General features: G+C 71.0%; 19 protein-coding genes. 8 read left to right on the forward strand and 11 right to left on the reverse strand.

Annotated features, from left to right (window positions below):
- Positions 1 to 11 precede the first annotated feature (11 nt).
- Positions 12 to 488, reverse strand: coding sequence for a Cys-tRNA(Pro) deacylase (ybaK, locus tag MUY14_RS44415; protein ID WP_247018857.1), 477 nt, complete (start codon positions 486 to 488; stop codon positions 12 to 14).
- 194 nt (positions 489 to 682) lie between these two features.
- On the opposite strand from ybaK, the gene MUY14_RS44420 reads away from it, so the two are divergent.
- On the forward strand, positions 683 to 1,306 hold the full coding sequence (locus MUY14_RS44420) for a sigma-70 family RNA polymerase sigma factor (protein WP_125312718.1): 624 nt from the start codon (positions 683 to 685) through the stop codon (positions 1,304 to 1,306).
- Entirely contained in the window at positions 1,303 to 1,623 is a 321-nt protein-coding gene (rsrA, locus tag MUY14_RS44425; protein WP_247018860.1) for a mycothiol system anti-sigma-R factor, read from the forward strand. The genes MUY14_RS44420 and rsrA overlap by 4 nt, the downstream gene beginning before the upstream one ends.
- A 64-nt stretch (positions 1,624 to 1,687) precedes the next feature.
- Here rsrA and MUY14_RS47440 read toward each other — a convergent pair whose 3' ends face one another.
- Positions 1,688 to 1,762 carry a 50S ribosomal protein bL37 gene (locus MUY14_RS47440; RefSeq protein WP_371827656.1) on the reverse strand — a complete coding sequence of 25 codons (75 nt, stop codon included), beginning with the start codon at positions 1,760 to 1,762 and terminating at the stop codon, positions 1,688 to 1,690.
- A 100-nt stretch (positions 1,763 to 1,862) separates the two neighbouring features.
- On the opposite strand from MUY14_RS47440, the gene MUY14_RS44430 reads away from it, so the two are divergent.
- Both MUY14_RS44430 and MUY14_RS44435 read left to right on the forward strand, forming a co-directional pair.
- Entirely contained in the window at positions 1,863 to 2,075 is a 213-nt protein-coding gene (locus tag MUY14_RS44430) for a biotin/lipoyl-binding carrier protein (RefSeq protein WP_247018862.1), read from the forward strand.
- A 2-nt stretch (positions 2,076 to 2,077) separates the two neighbouring features.
- The gene (locus MUY14_RS44435) at positions 2,078 to 3,598 is read left to right on the forward strand and encodes a sensor histidine kinase (RefSeq protein ID WP_247018863.1); all 1,521 of its coding nucleotides are present in this window, start codon (positions 2,078 to 2,080) and stop codon (positions 3,596 to 3,598) included.
- Between the two features lie 305 nt (positions 3,599 to 3,903).
- Here the strand turns inward: MUY14_RS44435 and MUY14_RS44440 are convergent, their stop codons facing one another.
- On the reverse strand, positions 3,904 to 4,158 hold the full coding sequence (locus MUY14_RS44440) for a WhiB family transcriptional regulator (RefSeq protein ID WP_043777259.1): 255 nt from the start codon (positions 4,156 to 4,158) through the stop codon (positions 3,904 to 3,906).
- Positions 4,159 to 4,433: 275 nt separating this feature from the next.
- Positions 4,434 to 5,420, reverse strand: a complete 987-nt coding sequence (locus MUY14_RS44445; RefSeq protein ID WP_247025531.1) for a diacylglycerol kinase family protein — start codon at positions 5,418 to 5,420, stop codon at positions 4,434 to 4,436.
- A 313-nt stretch (positions 5,421 to 5,733) separates the two neighbouring features.
- Here MUY14_RS44445 and MUY14_RS44450 point away from each other — a divergent pair, with 313 nt between their 5' ends.
- Positions 5,734 to 6,204, forward strand: a complete 471-nt coding sequence (locus MUY14_RS44450; RefSeq protein ID WP_247018866.1) for a hypothetical protein — start codon at positions 5,734 to 5,736, stop codon at positions 6,202 to 6,204.
- A gap of 14 nt (positions 6,205 to 6,218) precedes the next feature.
- Here the strand turns inward: MUY14_RS44450 and MUY14_RS44455 are convergent, their stop codons facing one another.
- Positions 6,219 to 6,701: a GNAT family N-acetyltransferase gene (locus tag MUY14_RS44455; RefSeq protein WP_247018867.1), complete on the reverse strand. Its 483-nt coding sequence runs from the start codon at positions 6,699 to 6,701 to the stop codon at positions 6,219 to 6,221.
- Between the two features lies 1 nt (position 6,702).
- The gene (locus MUY14_RS44460) at positions 6,703 to 7,293 is read right to left on the reverse strand and encodes an acid phosphatase (protein WP_247018868.1); all 591 of its coding nucleotides are present in this window, start codon (positions 7,291 to 7,293) and stop codon (positions 6,703 to 6,705) included.
- An 83-nt stretch (positions 7,294 to 7,376) separates the two neighbouring features.
- On the opposite strand from MUY14_RS44460, the gene MUY14_RS44465 reads away from it, so the two are divergent.
- Complete coding sequence (locus MUY14_RS44465; protein WP_247018869.1) at positions 7,377 to 7,850, forward strand: hotdog fold domain-containing protein; 474 nt, start codon at positions 7,377 to 7,379, stop codon at positions 7,848 to 7,850.
- Here MUY14_RS44465 and MUY14_RS44470 read toward each other — a convergent pair.
- Positions 7,847 to 8,515, reverse strand: coding sequence for a hypothetical protein (locus MUY14_RS44470; RefSeq protein ID WP_247018870.1), 669 nt, complete (start codon positions 8,513 to 8,515; stop codon positions 7,847 to 7,849). The two genes, MUY14_RS44465 and MUY14_RS44470, sit on opposite strands and share 4 nt — an antisense overlap.
- A 136-nt stretch (positions 8,516 to 8,651) precedes the next feature.
- Between MUY14_RS44470 and MUY14_RS44475 the strand changes: the two genes are divergently transcribed.
- Positions 8,652 to 10,262: a GMC oxidoreductase gene (locus MUY14_RS44475; protein WP_247018871.1), complete on the forward strand. Its 1,611-nt coding sequence runs from the start codon at positions 8,652 to 8,654 to the stop codon at positions 10,260 to 10,262.
- Here MUY14_RS44475 and MUY14_RS44480 read toward each other — a convergent pair.
- The 3 genes from MUY14_RS44480 to MUY14_RS44490 all read right to left on the reverse strand — a co-directional run bounded on the left by MUY14_RS44480 (position 10,252) and on the right by MUY14_RS44490 (position 11,767).
- Positions 10,252 to 10,686, reverse strand: a complete 435-nt coding sequence (locus MUY14_RS44480) for a MarR family winged helix-turn-helix transcriptional regulator (protein WP_247018872.1) — start codon at positions 10,684 to 10,686, stop codon at positions 10,252 to 10,254. The genes MUY14_RS44475 and MUY14_RS44480 overlap by 11 nt on opposite strands.
- Entirely contained in the window at positions 10,683 to 11,096 is a 414-nt protein-coding gene (locus tag MUY14_RS44485) for an SRPBCC family protein (protein ID WP_247018873.1), read from the reverse strand. The genes MUY14_RS44480 and MUY14_RS44485 overlap by 4 nt, the downstream gene beginning before the upstream one ends.
- Positions 11,097 to 11,161: 65 nt before the next feature.
- Positions 11,162 to 11,767, reverse strand: a complete 606-nt coding sequence (locus MUY14_RS44490) for a dTDP-4-dehydrorhamnose 3,5-epimerase family protein (RefSeq protein WP_247018874.1) — start codon at positions 11,765 to 11,767, stop codon at positions 11,162 to 11,164.
- 357 nt (positions 11,768 to 12,124) lie between these two features.
- On the opposite strand from MUY14_RS44490, the gene MUY14_RS44495 reads away from it, so the two are divergent.
- Entirely contained in the window at positions 12,125 to 13,306 is a 1,182-nt protein-coding gene (locus MUY14_RS44495) for an NADP-dependent malic enzyme (RefSeq protein ID WP_247018875.1), read from the forward strand.
- 126 nt (positions 13,307 to 13,432) lie between these two features.
- Here MUY14_RS44495 and MUY14_RS44500 read toward each other — a convergent pair whose 3' ends face one another.
- The gene (locus MUY14_RS44500) at positions 13,433 to 14,842 is read right to left on the reverse strand and encodes a bis-aminopropyl spermidine synthase family protein (RefSeq protein ID WP_247018876.1); all 1,410 of its coding nucleotides are present in this window, start codon (positions 14,840 to 14,842) and stop codon (positions 13,433 to 13,435) included.
- Positions 14,843 to 14,900 lie beyond the last annotated feature (58 nt).

Genomic DNA, 14,900 nt, shown 5'->3' on the forward strand with positions numbered 1-14,900 from the left:
GAACCCGCTGGTCAGGCCGCGATCGGCGCCACCACCGCACCCGTCAGCCGGATCAGTTCCGACGGCGCCAGCTCCACCTCGAGTCCCCGCCGCCCCGCCGAACAGAACACCGTCTCGAACGTCGGTGCCGAAGCGTCGATCACCACCGGGAGCCGGCTCCGGTGGCCCAGCGGCGAGATCCCGCCCAGCACGTACCCGGTCGCCCGCTGGGCCGCCGCCGGGTCGGCCATCTTCGCCTTCTTGCCGCCCGACGCCGCCGCCAGCGCCTTCAAGTCGAGCTGGCCCGTGACCGGGACCACGCCGACCACCAACCGGCCGTCGACCTCGGCGACCAGGGTCTTGAACACCCTCGCCCGGTCCAGGCCGAGGGCCTCCACCGCCTCCAGGCCGTACGACTCCGCGCGCGGGTCGTGGTCGTACGCGTGCAGCGTGTGCGCCACCTTCTGCTTGCCCAACAACGCCGTCGCCGGGGTGCCCTTGCCAGCCATGGGCCGGAAGTCTAGGGAATGCCCGCCCGCCCCGGACGGTTGTACGGGACGTGACACCAACGCTCGCCACCACACGCTCTCGCAGCCGTCGTCGTCCCCAGGCACCGGCGAACCGCGGCGTGCCCGGTCCCCGCGTAAACTCGGGTCTGCCGTATGCGCGCACGCGCATCGACGCCGAGCGGGAAGGGAACGGTTTGCCGAGCACGCAGAACTCAGCGCCGGAGGAAGCGACCGAGGCCGAGCGCGCCGAGCGCTTCGAACGGGACGCCATGCCGCTGCTCGACCAGCTGTACTCGGCCGCGATGCGGATGACCCGCAACCCCGCTGACGCCGAGGACCTGGTCCAGGAGACCTACCTGAAGGCGTACGCCGCCTTCGCGTCCTTCAAGGCCGGCACGAACCTCAAGGCCTGGATGTACCGCATCCTGACCAACACCTACATCAACGGCTACCGGAAGCGGCAGCGGCAGCCGGTGCAGCAGCCCACCGAGGAGATCACCGACTGGCAGATCGCCAAGGCGGAGAGCCACACCTCCAGCGGGCTGCGGTCGGCCGAGGTCGAGGCGATGGACAACCTCCCCGACACCGACGTCAAGGCCGCGCTGCAGAAGCTGCCCGAGGAGTTCCGGCTGGCCGTCTACCTGGCCGACGTCGAGGGCTTCGCGTACAAGGAGATCGCCGAGATCATGGACACCCCCATCGGCACCGTGATGTCCCGCCTCCACCGCGGCCGCGCCCAGCTGCGCGACCTGCTCGCCGACGTCGCGCGGGAACGCGGTTTCATCCGGGGTGCCAAGGAAGAGGTGGCCGGGCGATGAACGACATGTGCGAGGGCGCGTCCGACAAGGTCCGCTGCGAAGAAGCGCTCGCCGACATCTACCTGCTGCTCGACCGCGAGTGCAGTGCCGAGCGGGACGCCGCGTTGCGCGCCCACATCGAGGACTGCCCGCCGTGCCTCGAGGAGTACGGCATCGACGAGCACATCAAGCAGCTGCTGGCCCGCAAGTGCGGTGGTGACCACGCACCCGCTGACCTGAAGACCAGGCTGCGCGCGTCGATCCGCCAGACCGTCGCCTCCCGCGGCGGTGTGACGGTGGAACGCACCGAGATCACCGTCGAGCAGCGCTCCGAGTAGCGCCCGAGCACGACAAAGGCCCCCGCACTTCGGTGTGGGGGCCTTTTGCGTGCCGACGCCGGGTTCAGGAGTTGGGCTTACCGCCGTGGTTCGCGCTGTTCTTCTTCCGGCTGCGACGCTTGCGGGCGCGCTTCGACATGTTCACTCCTCGTCGTCAAAGCTGGTCAACCTCTCAAGTGTGTCATGACGTCCCGTTCTGGTTGGATGGGGTGGTCGGGCGAGCACGAGGAGGGGTGGCGATGGCCGAGATCCGCGCGGAGATGGTCGGCACCGTGCTCGAGGTCGTCGCGGCGCCCGGCACCGCGCTGAACGCCGGTGACACCGTCCTGATCCTGGAGTCGATGAAGATGGAGCTGCCCGCCGTGAGCGAAATGGCCGGCACGCTGACCAGCCTCGTCGTCGCCAAGGGTGACCGGGTCCAGCAGGGCGACGTCCTCGGGACGGTCGAGTAACCGTGTCGACGCTCGCCGAACTGCTCGCCGACAACACCGGCCTCCCCGGGGCGGCGGCGGACCACCTCCAGACCGTCGTCGCCGAGTGGCAGCTGCTGGCCGACCTGTCCTTCGCGGACTTCCTGCTCTGGGTCCCGGTGACCGAGGAGCTGCAGCCGGACGGCGGCGACTTCGTCTGCGTCGCGCACGCGCGGCCGACGACGGCGCCCACCGCGCACCCCGAGGACGTCGTCGGCACCCGGTTCACGGTGGAGGAGCACCCGCAGCTGGCCAAGGCCATGCGCGAGGTGCGGATCTGCCGCGAAGAGGACCCGCACTGGTACCGCGACCTGCCGATGCGCCGCGAGGCCATCCCGGTGCGCTTCCACGACGAGGTCGTCGCCGTGATGAGCCGCGAGACCAACCTGGCCGCCCCGCGCGTGCCTTCGCCGCTGGAAATCGCGTACCTGGGCAGCGCCGGCGACCTGTGCCAGATGATCGTCGACGGCACGTTCCCGCCGAACGGCACGAACGCGACCGACACGCACACCTCGCCCCGGGTCGGGGACGGGCTGATCCGGCTCGACTCGAGCGGCACGGTCGTCTTCGCCAGCCCGAACGGCCTGTCCGCCTACCACCGGATGGGGCACGAATCCGACCTGGTCGGCACCCGGCTGGCGCCGCTGACGCGCTCGCTGATCCGCGACCCGTTCGACGCGACCGAGGTCTCGCACCGGATCATCGAAGCGCTCGACGGGAAGCCGTCGAGCCGCACGGAGGCCGATTCCCGGCGCGGCGCCGTGGTGCTGTTCCGCGCGCTGCCGCTGCGCCCGGCCGGGCAGGCGGCGGGCGCGCTGGTGCTGGTCCGCGACGTCACCGAGGTGAAGCGGCGCGACCGTGCGCTGCTGTCGAAGGACGCGACGATCCGCGAGATCCACCACCGGGTGAAGAACAACCTGCAGACGGTGGCCGCGCTGCTGCGCCTGCAGTCCCGCCGGACGTCGTCGGAGGAGGCGCGGCTCGCGCTGGCCGAGTCGGTGCGCCGGGTGACGTCGATCGCGCTGGTGCACGAGGCGCTGTCGATCTCGGTGGACGAACGCGTCGACCTCGACCAGCTGCTCGACAACGTGCTGCCGATGGTCGGCGAGGTCGCCACGGCGGAGTCGCAGGTCGGGCTGAAGCGCACGGGCTCGTTCGGGGTGGTCGTCGCGGAGATCGCGACGCCGCTCGTGATGGTGCTCGCCGAGCTGGTCCAGAACGCCATCGAGCACGCGTTCCCGGCCGGCCGCTCGGGCAAGGTCGAGCTGATCGTGGAGCGGTCGGCCCGCTGGCTGGACGTCGTGATCCGCGACAACGGCCGCGGCTTGCCGGCGGGATTCTCGCTGGAGCGCTCGGACGGCCTGGGGCTGCAGATCGTGCGGACGCTCGTGGAGTCCGAGCTGCGCGGCTCGCTTTCGCTGCGGAAGGTGCGCGTGGAGGAGTCGTCGACCCGGGTGACGGGAACCGAAGCGGCGCTGCGCATCCCACTTTCGCGTCGGTTGTAGACAGTCGCGTTTGGACTCGATCGGCGCCGGGCATTCCCGCGGCAGCGACGTGATCGGGTGCGGATCGCGGGAGGGAAACACGCTGAAGGCCCGGCACCTGGTTCAGCTCGGTGCCGGGCCGTTCAACGTTTCGCGGGAGGACTTGAAGTCCCGGTGAGGTTTCAGCACACCCGTCTCCGGGTGGTTTCGCCTCGGTTGTTAAGCTTGAGCTGAGTAGGTATCACCCCAGACGGCGTGGGCACGGAAAAGGCCCGCCGGGTGAAATTCCTACCTGGCTCGGGTGGTTCGGTGGATCTATGGGAATGTCAGGCGTTGGTACGCGTGCCGATGTGCGTACGGCGGCGCTTGAGCGCGCGTCGCTCGTCCTCGCTCATGCCGCCCCACACGCCGGCGTCCTGGCCGCTGGCCAAAGCCCAGGCCAAGCAGTCGGAAGCGGAGGGGCAGCGGTGGCACACGGCCTTCGCCTGAGCTACCTGCGACAGAGCCGGACCGCTGGTTCCCACCGGGAAGAACAGCTCGGGGTCCTCGTCTCGGCAGGCCGCGTCGTGGCGCCAGTCCATGTTCGTGAGCTCCTTACACATGGCGCGGGAGGGCCGCGCCACAGTCGTCAATGGCGGTCGTGTTCTTGGGTGCTTGTGAATGCTTTCACGAAGCACCGCTTTCGACAAGGGTTTCCGGAAGATCGGTGAGTCAGCTCACCCGGCCGAGCGACGCTTCTGACCTGCGGTTTCTCTCCGAAACAGCCCGCCCGGGGGAAGGCTGATGCGCTGAGTGGAGCTTCTGCGTCGACGAACGGCAGATTGCACTTTGCCGCAGGCGATCAGCTGTCCCGTCGTTACACGATTACGGTGAGTGCATCCGGCACGCTGAAGAACTCCACTCGGGTCCGCTGGCCGACGAGGTCGCCGTCCACCTGGAAGTTTACCGGTTCAGCTGCGTCGATGCGGATCATCGGCAGGTCATCGTGACGCACGAGACGCCGGCCTTTTTGGTTGCTCTTCGTAGCCAAAGCACGGCGTACATGCTTGAACACCGTGGGCAACCCCAGACCGTTCAACGCGAACAGGCCCAATCCCGTCTCGAACGAGCAACCCGGGTTGAGGTGAATCGGCCGCTCGCCCAGGTAGCTCCACGGATCGGTGTTGGACACGAAAGCGGTCAGCGCTTCGGTGGGTTCCTCACCCGGGACACGGATGGTGAGCGCCGGACGGCCCAGCGGCGGCCGGAAGTAGGAGCGGACGGCGGCCCGCAGGTAGAGGCCCGCCGTCGTCTGCTTGCCGCGGCGCTTCGCCACGCGGCCGACGACGTCGGCGTCCCAGCCGAGGCCGGCGTTGAAGGTGAACCAGTGCCCGTCGGCCAGGCCGAGGCCCACCCGGCGCGAGCGGTCGTTCTCCAGCGCGTGCAGCAGCTGGTGGGTGGCTTCGACCGGGTCCGAGGAGATGCCGAGGGCGCGCGCGAACACGTTGGCCGAGCCGCCGGGCACGACGCCCAGGGCGGGGATGCGGCCTATTCGGGTCGGGTCGCCCCACCCTCTTGCGGAGGTCCCGGTGGCGGCGCCCCCGGCCTGGGGCGGAGCTCCGGATGTGGCCGCGTCGGCCAGCAGGCCGTTGACGACCTCGTTGACCGTGCCGTCGCCACCGTGCGCCACGACCAGGTCGATGCCGTCCCGCGCGGCCGAGCGGGCGACGGCCATCGCGTGGCCGCGGTAGTCCGTCTCGACCACGTCGAGCTTGACCTGGCTGGCGAGCGCGTGCGCCAGCACGTCCCGGCCACCTGCGGTGGTCGAGGTGGCCTGCGGGTTCACGACGAGGATTGCGCGCACCACCGCAGGGTAGGTGACTTCCGGCGGCCCGAGAACCTTCCGGACCCGCATGGTGACCGGCGCAACCCCGGCGAACAGCACCTTCGCGACCCTGTGGCGGGCGGCCCTCCTTCACGTGCGGGTGTCCGCGCGTCGTGACAAGTGCACCCGGGCCGACCGCCCGCTCATCGACGACTCTTGAATTCTCAGCGCCCGGGCGGTCCCGGGAAAACGGCCGACCGGGTGGCATACGATCGAATCAGCTCACGCACGGTGACCCGCCCTGGTCGAGTCCACTGTGCTCCCCGCGAAAAGACCTTCCGGAAGGCCCCCAGTGAAGCTCTCGCCCGCTCCCCGTGAGGTCCGGCTGGCCGGCTTGGTCACCGCGGTGCCGTCGCTCGCGCTGCTGGTGTTCGGGGTGATCGTGCTGGTGAACGGCCTCGGGTCGCCGGCCCAGCCGGGGAACAACGTCTTCGTCGAGTCGGGCACGTTCATCGTGGTCGCGCTGGCGTTCCTGGCCGCGTCGGCCGGCCTGGTCCTCGGCCAGACGTGGGCGCGCTCGCCCGGCGTGGTGATCGCGCTGATCGTGATCGGGCTCGGCTGGTACCTGCTCGGCCCGTCCGGCGAGCCGGCCTGGGGCGTACCGGTGGCGCTGTTCGGCATCGCCGCGCTGGCGCTGCTGTTCCGCCGCCCGGCCCGCGCGTGGGCGCTGGGCCTGCGCGAGGGCGAGACGGAGACGGAAGCCGCCGAACGCGGCGGGATGGCGGGCCGCCGTGCCGAGCGCGAAGGCCGCGAAGAGGACTGAGCCCCGGCACCGGGTCAGGCTTGGGCGGCGAGGGAACGCAGGGGTGCGTCGGTGAGGCGGTTGACCGTCCACTCGTCCATCGGGACCGCGCCGAGGGCCTTGTAGAACTCCGTCGCCGGGTTCCAGTCCAGGACCGACCACTCGAGCCGCGCGTAGCCGTTCGCGACGCACTCGGCCGCCAGCGCCGCCAGCAGGGCCTTGCCGAGGCCGGAGCCGCGGTGCGCGGGCAGCACGAACAGGTCTTCCAGGTAGATCCCGTGCACCCCGCGCCAGGTGGAGAAGTTGAGGAACCACACCGCGAAGCCGACGATCTCGCCGTCCACCTCGGCCACGTGCCCGAACAGCTTCGGCGCTTCGCCGAACAACGCGGAACGCAGCTGCTCGGCCGTCAGGTGGCACTCGTCGGGCGCGCGCTCGTAGTCCGCCAGTGCGTAAGCCAGAGCGACGGCGGCCTCGACGTCGTCGGGTCCGATCCGGCGGATGCGGTCGTCGGGCACGTCAGTCCTCCAGGGCGGGCAGCAGGTTGAGGTGTTCGATCTGCGGCTCGCCGCGCTCGTCGCCGAGCACCGCGATGCCGGCCGCGTCGAGTCCGAAGTGGACGCCGGCGGTCGCGGGCATGGCGAGCCAGCGGGCCACCAGCACGCGGCTGAAGTGCCCGTGCCCGACCAGGATCACGTCGCCCGATTCGCTCGCGCGGCGGGCGCGCGTCAGGACGCGGTCCGCACGCGCGGAGACGTCGTCCGCGCTTTCGCCGCCGGGGCTCGGGTGGGTCCAGACCGTCCAGCCCGGCACCGTCTCGCGGATCTTCGGCGTGGTGATGCCCTCGTAGTCGCCGTAGTCCCACTCGGCCAGGTCTTCGGTGACTTCGTCGACGCGCAGCCCGGCCAGCGCGGCGGTCCGCAGCGCGCGGGCGCGCGGGCTGGACAACACCAGTGACGGCCCGCCGACCAGGCTGCGGAGCGTGCCACCCGCCGCGAGCGCTTGGCCCTCGCCCGCCGGTGTCAGCGGGATGTCCGTGCGGCCGGTGTGCCGCCCGTTCAGCGACCATTCGGTCTGCCCGTGCCGGAGGAGGAAGAGACGGTTCGCCACGCGGCCGAACATACCCGGCCGTTTGCGCGCGAGCAGGTCGTCTGCTTTGCTACTGAGCAGTAGCTTAGCCCGAGGAGAACCCCATGTCCGAGACGCCGACGTTCGCGCTGTGGCACAAGCTGGCCGCGAAGCCGGGCGGGAAACAGCTGTTCAGCGCCGCGATGTGCCTACGGGTGCCGTACTTCCGCACGGTGCTGCCCTCGGTGCGCGAACTGCGGCCCGGTCACTGCGAGGTCAGCGCGCCGAAGTGGTGGGGTGTTTACAACCACATCCGCACGTTCCACGCCATCGCCGCCTGCAACCTCGCCGAGATCGCGATGGGGATGCTCGCCGAGGCGACGGTGCCCACGACCCACCGCTGGCTGCCGAAGGGCATGAACGTCCAGTACGTCGCCAAGGCGGAAACCGGCCTGCGCGCGGTCGCGTCGCTGCCCGAGCTGCCGGAGTTCGGCGACGAGGGCTTCGAGCTGGGTGTCCCGGTGACCATTTCGGACTCCGACGGCAAGCCGGTGGTCACCGGGACGATCACCATCTGGGTGACGCCGAAGAAGCGTTAGAGCGGCTTGTACTGGACGTAGGACGCCTGCTGGAACGCGTTCTCGCCGGACGGCGACGGCAGGCCCAGCCGCCGGTCGACGAGCTTGCCGAGGGGGCCGCAGCCCTGCGTCGCGGGGAGGGCCAGGTCCGCGTCGATGACGCCGGAGAACGCCGTCCGCGGGTTCTCCGAGATGATCCGCGGGGGCACCGAGGGATCGTCGTGGACGACCGTGTGCAACGGCGCCGAAGCCGTGCCGATGCTGCAGTCCTTGTGCAGCAACGGGTGCCGCACCACGGCGTAGACGTCGAGCTCGCCGCGGCGCACGTCGTCGCTGTGGAAGTCGGAGTAGCCGCCGTAGCGCAGCTGGATCGTGGCGCCGGCCAGGCCCGGGATGGGCGCGGGAGCGTGCCGCAGCGCGCCGAACACCTGCGCGTACTCGCCGTTCACGCGGCCTTCGCTGAACGTCAGCCGCACTTCCCCGAGCGGGATCTCGGTGCGGTCGATCGTCAGTTTTCCCTGGGAGACAAAGGCTTCGCAGCGCCACGTGCCCGGGTCGGCGTTCGCGGGCGGTGCCGGGCAGTCCGTGAGGTCGAACGTCGGCAGCTCGTCGGCGGACGCCGCCGGCGGCACGACCCCCAGTGCGGCGACGGCGGCCGCGGCCGCCCCCAGTGCGAGAAGTTTCATGCCGGTGAGCCTGCTCGCACCGTGCGGCCGCGACATCCGGGATCGCCCCCAGGGGAGACCCGAGGATTTCCCTCGACCGGGTGAAACCTGTTCCAATAGTTAACACCGTTCACTGAACTGGGTCATGATCGGGTGCATGTCTGCCTTCTCCCGCCGCCGCTTCCTCGGCCTCGCCGCGCTGAACTCCGCCGCCGCACTCGGGCTGACCACGGTGTCGACGCGGCCCGCGGACGCCGCGACGCTGCCCGGGCACGTCCCGGCGGTGGTGATCGGCACCGGCTACGGTGCCGCCGTGACGGCGTTGCGGCTCGGCGAAGCCGGGATCCCGACGCTGATGCTCGAGATGGGCCGGCTGTGGAGCACGCCGGGCGCCGACGGCAAGGTCTTCTGCCCGATGCTCACCCCGGACGAGCGGTCGATGTGGTTCAAGGACCGCACCGAAGCGCCGCTCGCGTCCTTCCTCTGGCTCGACCTCGCCAACCGCGACATCGGGCGCTACGCGGGCGTGCTGGACCGGGTGAACTTCGGCGACATGGCGGTGTACCTCGGCCGCGGCGTCGGCGGCGGTTCGCTGGTCAACGGCGCGATGGCGGTGACGCCGAAGCGCTCCTACTTCGAGGAGATCCTCCCCGGCGTCGACGCCGACGAGATGTACGGCAAGTACTTCCCGCGGGCCCGCGCCCAGCTGGGCGTCAACGTCGTCGACCCGGCGTGGTTCGAGACCTGCCGCTCCTACAAGTACGCCCGCGTCTCGCGGAAGGCCGCCCGCAAGGCCGGCTTCGACACGGTGTTCGTGCCCAGCGTGTACGACATGGACTACCTGCGGCGCGAGGAGGCGGGCACGGTCCCGCGCTCGGCCGACGCGTCCGAAGTCATCTACGGCAACAACCACGGGAAGCGCTCGCTCGACAAGTCCTACCTCGCCGCCGCGCTCGGCACCGGCAACGTGACGATCCAGGCGCTGCACGAGGTCCGCGAGGTCAGCCACCGGCCCGACGGGACGTACGCGCTGGTCGTGCGCGAGATCGACGAGCACGGGACGGTGCTCGGCACCCGGCACGTCACCACGAAGCACCTGTTCCTCGGCGCGGGCAGCCTCGGCTCGACCGAGCTGCTGGTCCGCGCCCGCGAGACCGGCCGGCTGCCGGAGCTGAACGACGCCGTCGGGCTCGGCTGGGGCACCAACGGCAACGTCATGCTCGGGCGCGCCAACCACGTCTGGGACACCACCGGCAGCCTGCAGTCCGGCATGCCCGCGCTCGGCATCGACAACTGGGCCGACCCGGTGCACCCGGCCTTCGCCGAGATCGCGCCGGTGCCCGCCGGGCTCGAGACGTGGGTCAGCCTGTACCTGGCCATCACCAAGAACCCCGAACGCGGCCACTTCACCTACGACGCGGCGAGCGACTCGGCGAAGCTGCGCTGGTCGGCGTCGCAGGGGCAGCCGTCGATCGACGCCGCGAAGGCGCTGTTCGACAAGGTCAACCGGGCGAACAAGACGATCTACCGCTACGACCTGTTCGGCGACACGCGCACGTTCGAGAACCGCTTCACCTACCACCCGCTGGGTGGGCTGGTGCTCGGTGAGGCGACCGACGGGTACGGCCGGGTGAAGGGCTACCGGAACCTGTACGTCACGGACGGCTCGCTGATCCCCGGCAGCACCGGCGTCAACCCGTTCGTGACGATCACGGCGCTGGCCGAGCGCAACATCGAGCGCGTCCTCGCCGAAGACGTCAAGGGCTGAGCCGGGCCAGCGACTCGGTGAAGCCGTCGCCGACGCCCTCGAAGAAGGTCGCGTCGGCGGCCTCGACGTCCTTCAGCGCCTTCGCGACCAGCTCCAGGCCGGCCGGGGTGACTTCCAGCCGCTTCGCGCGGGCGTCGGCCGGGTCGTCGGCGCGGGCCAGCAGGCCGCGCTCGGCGAGCTTGCGGACGACCTGGCTGGTCATCATCGTGTCGGTGCCCGCCTGCTCGGCGAGCTGCCGCTGCGACGGTGGCTCGCCCGAGCGGGTGAGCCACCACGTGGTCGTCAGCAGCACGAACTGGACGTGCGTGAGCTCGTGCGGGGCCAGCGCGGCCCGCATCGCCCGCTGCCAGGCCAGTGTCACGCGCCACAGCAGGAAGCCGGGGCTGCGCTCGGGGCCGGGCAGGCGGGACTCGGGCGTGGTCATACGCGTGAGCTTGCCTCAGCCAGCCGGGCCAGCGCGCGCATGGCGTCCGGGGTGTCCTCCGTGACCTGGGGGCCGAAGCCCTCGGGGCCGTCGATCGTGACGCGGTAGGTGATCCGCGTGCCGCCCTCGACGTCGGTCAAGACGTGCTCGAACCGCAGGAACGCGTCGGGGAGGCGGGTCTCGTCGGTGAAGCTCCGGCCTTCGGTGACCTCGGTGAGGGTGAACGGGATCGGCGGCATCCCGTCCATCGTCATCGTGCCGCCGGTCCCGACGGCGAAGGGGCCGTCGACGACCACTGACCGGACCCCGGCGTCCCACTCCGGCCAGCGGGTGGTGTCGGCCCAGAGCGGCCAGATCGCGGCGGCGGGTGCGGTGGACGTCTCGCTGTGCTCGTACTCGTAAAGTGCCATGCAGGCAGACTATATGCGCACTTACTAAATTGGCAAGCGGCTTCGCGGCGGAAGCGGGGGACGGCTCAGTTCGTCGAGCGCAGCTTGTCGTAGTAGGCGACGCAGTCCTCGTACACCGGCAGCAGGCCGCTTTCGCGAGCCTCGGCCAGGGTGGGCGCGGCGAGGTCCTTGGGGGAGAGGACCGGCTCGAGCCCGGCCGGCCACGGCAGGTCCAGCGCCGGGTCGAGCGGGCTGATGCCGTGCTCACCCGTGGGCATGTACGGCTCGGAGCAGAGGTAGGCCATCACCGTGTCGTCCTCGAGCGCGATGAAGCCGTGGCCGAGGCCCTCGGCGACGTACACGGCGCGGTACTCGCTCGAGTCGAGGCGGACCGCGTCCCACTCGCCGAAGGTCGGCGAACCGACCCGGAGGTCGACGACGACGTCGAGCAGCGCCCCGCGCGGGCAGTAGATGTACTTGCCCTGGCCGGGCGGGGTGTCGGCGAAGTGGATGCCACGGATGGTGCCGCGCCGGGACACGCTGTGGTTGGACTGGCCGAGCCGCATCGGGTGGCCCACGGCGGCGCGGAAGGCCTCCTCCTGGAACGGGGCCACGAACACGCCTCGATCGTCGGGGAACGCCCGGGGGAAGAACTCGAAGGCGTCCGGGACGCTCAACCGGCGGAATTGCATGGCTTCATCATATCGGGTGCCAAGAAAACCGGACAGACGTCTTGGGAATTGCCGGAATGGGGCTTCGGTGTGACATCAACCGCACCGAGGGGTCCATGCCGCGACCGGACCTGTCACACTGACTGGACCGCCGCGTCCGCGGCCATCGCCAGACCCACGGCACCGATGGCCGACGTGACGCCTCGCCGACAGGCCGGCGCTACCGCGCTGGGCTGCCGTGCCGGGAATCACCACGGTGTCCCCTGTAGCCGTGGCCCCCCGCTCGCAGGCCCAGGAGAAATTCCAGTGACACACGTTCGATCCGCGAGTTCCGTCATTCCCACTGGACGAATGACGGAAACGACGACAGGAAACCCCATGAGCGACCCCACCGGCGCCGTCGCGCCGGTCACCGACGAAGAGATCTTCACCGGGCACGAGGGCGGCAAGCTCTCGGTGGCGGCCACGCGCCCCATCTCCAGCCCGCGTGACCTTTCGATCGCGTACACCCCGGGTGTGGCGAAGGTGAGCCGCGCGATCGCCGAGGACGCGGCCAAGGCCAAGCGGTACACGTGGGCGGACCGGCTGGTCGTCGTGGTCAGCGACGGGACGGCGGTGCTCGGCCTCGGCGACATCGGCGCGAGCGCGTCGCTGCCGGTCATGGAGGGCAAGTCGGTCCTGTTCAAGACGTTCGGCGGGCTCGACTCGATCCCGCTGGTGCTGGACACCACCGACGTCGACGAGATCGTCGAGACGCTGGTGCGGCTGCGGCCGTCCTACGGGGCCGTCAACCTGGAGGACGTTTCCGCGCCGCGCTGCTTCGAGCTGGAGGACAAGCTCAAGGAAGCGCTGGACTGCCCGGTCATGCACGACGACCAGCACGGCACGGCCATCGTCACACTGGCCGCGCTGCGCGGCGCCAACCTGGTGCTCGACCGCGCGATCGCCGACCAGCGCGTCGTCGTCTCCGGAGCCGGCGCGGCGGGGGTCGCCTGCGCCAAGATCCTGCGGGAAGCCGGCATCGGCGACGTCACCGTCCTCGACTCGCGCGGCATCATCCACGACGGCCGCGACGGCCTGAACCCGGTCAAGCAGCGCCTCGCGCAGACGACGAACAAGGCGGGCCTGCGCGGCGGGCTCGCCGAGGCGCTCGAAGGCGCGGACGTGTTCCTCGGCCTGTCCGGCGCGACGATCGACGAGTCGCTGCTCGGCCGCATGGCGGGCGGCGGCATCGTGTTCGCGCTGTCGAACCCGGACCCGGAGGTACACCCGGAGGTCGCGGCGCGCTACGCGTCGATCGTGGCCACCGGCCGCAGCGACTTCCCGAACCAGATCAACAACGTGCTGGCCTTCCCGGGCGTCTTCCGCGGCGCGCTGGACTCCGGCGCGCGGGCGATCACGGAAAACATGAAGCTGGCGGCCGCCGAGGCGATCGTCTCGGTCGCGACCGACGACCTGGGCCCGGACCGCATCGTCCCGAGCCCGCTCGACCCGCGGGTGGCCCCGGAGGTCGCGGCGGCGGTGGCGAAGGCCGCGGAAGCCGACGGCGTCACAGCCTGACCCTCCTCGCTCCCGACGGCGGCACTTTCATAGGGAAAGCTGCGCTTTGAACCGCAAAGCCGCACTTTCCCTATGAAAGTGCCGCTTTGCGTCGCAAACCCGCACTTTCACGTGAAAGTGCGGGTCTCAACCCAAGAGCTGGGCGAGGCGGTGCCGGGGGACGTCGACCAGGCGCAGGTCGACCAGGTCCTCGGGGACGTCGAGGGAGACGTTCGCCAGCCGGGCGTGCGCGCGGGTCAGCACCTCGTCCTGGTGCTCGACGGCGTCCGCGACGACCACCGCGTGCCGGTTGTCCGGGGTGCTGCGCAGGTACCGCAGCGCGTACTTCCCCCGGACGAGTGAAGCGAGCGCCTCCTGCGACGCCTGGTCCGCGAGGTCCGGGTGCGCGTTCGGGACCAGCAGCGCCAGGCGGCGGGCGTTCGTGCCCAGCAGCGTGCGCAGCAGCCACGGGCCCGGGTCGCCGGTGAGGTCCATCGCGATCGCGTCGCCCTCGGGGCCGGAGCCCGACCAGTCCACCGGCCGCGACTCCAGCGCGAGCCCGCCGGCGGCCGCGATCTCCTTCAGCTTCTCCACCAGCGCCGGCTTCGTGCCCGCCGCCTCGACCGACTGCGGGCCGTGCGTGTAGATCGCCTTGGCGCCGCGCACCTTCTTGGCCTTCGCCGTCGGCTGGCAGACGTACAGGTCGGCCGCGCTGCCGATCGCCTGCGCGCCGAAGTAGCGGTTGAAGCCGGGCAGGATCGCCTGGTACGTCAGCCCGAGCGTGGCCAGCGACCGCTGCACCTGCGCGCCCAGCGCCGGGTGGCGCGGGCTGTAGCCGTAGGCCAGCAGCAGCCGTCCCTCGCTCGGCTCCCGCAGCGCCTGCACCCCGCGCGTGGCGAACAGGCCCATGCCTTCGGGCGTGTACGGCGGATCGCTGAACACCAGGTCGAACCGGCCGGTGAAGGCCGGGGGCAGGCCGACGCGCAGGTCCGTGTGCGCGGTCGCGATGCCGCGCTCACCGCGGTCGTCCAGGTAGGCGAGCACGCGCTCGTCGAGGTCGACGACCGTGAGCGACGCCGACGGGCAGACCGCCCGCACCGCCAGCGACGTCAGGTCGTGGTCGCCGAGGAAGAGCACATGCGCCGAGGCGAGGTCGTAGTGCGCGTCGAGCCACAGTGCCCGGCGCAGCACGGTTTCCGGCGTGGCCTGCACGTGGTCGAGCGCGGCCAGCGGCGCGGGCACCTCGGCCACCCACCCGGCGATCTTCGGCAGCAGTTCGTGCCCCGCGACGGCCTCGTCGAGCGGGTCGCCGTAGCGGGGGACGCTGTACCGCAGGTACGACGCGGCGACGCCGGGGGCGATCCGCAGCCGGTCGCCGCTGCGGTCGAGGTCGTCGCCGAGCGCGGTCAGGACGTCCTCCACGCTGCGCCGCGGCGCCGTGGACAGCCGCACCAGCTCACCGAGGTCGTGGTCGCCGGTGCGCAGGAGGTCGATGACGCGGTACAGCGGGCGGACGCCGACGCCGTGCGCGGCGAGGACGTCGTCTAGTGCGCTCACGGGCTCTGAGCGTAGTCACCACCCTGCGGAACAGCGTGCCAACCACCGCCGACTCGGC

The sequence above is a fragment of the Amycolatopsis sp. FBCC-B4732 genome, from assembly GCF_023008405.1.
Lineage (GTDB): Bacteria > Actinomycetota > Actinomycetes > Mycobacteriales > Pseudonocardiaceae > Amycolatopsis > Amycolatopsis pretoriensis_A.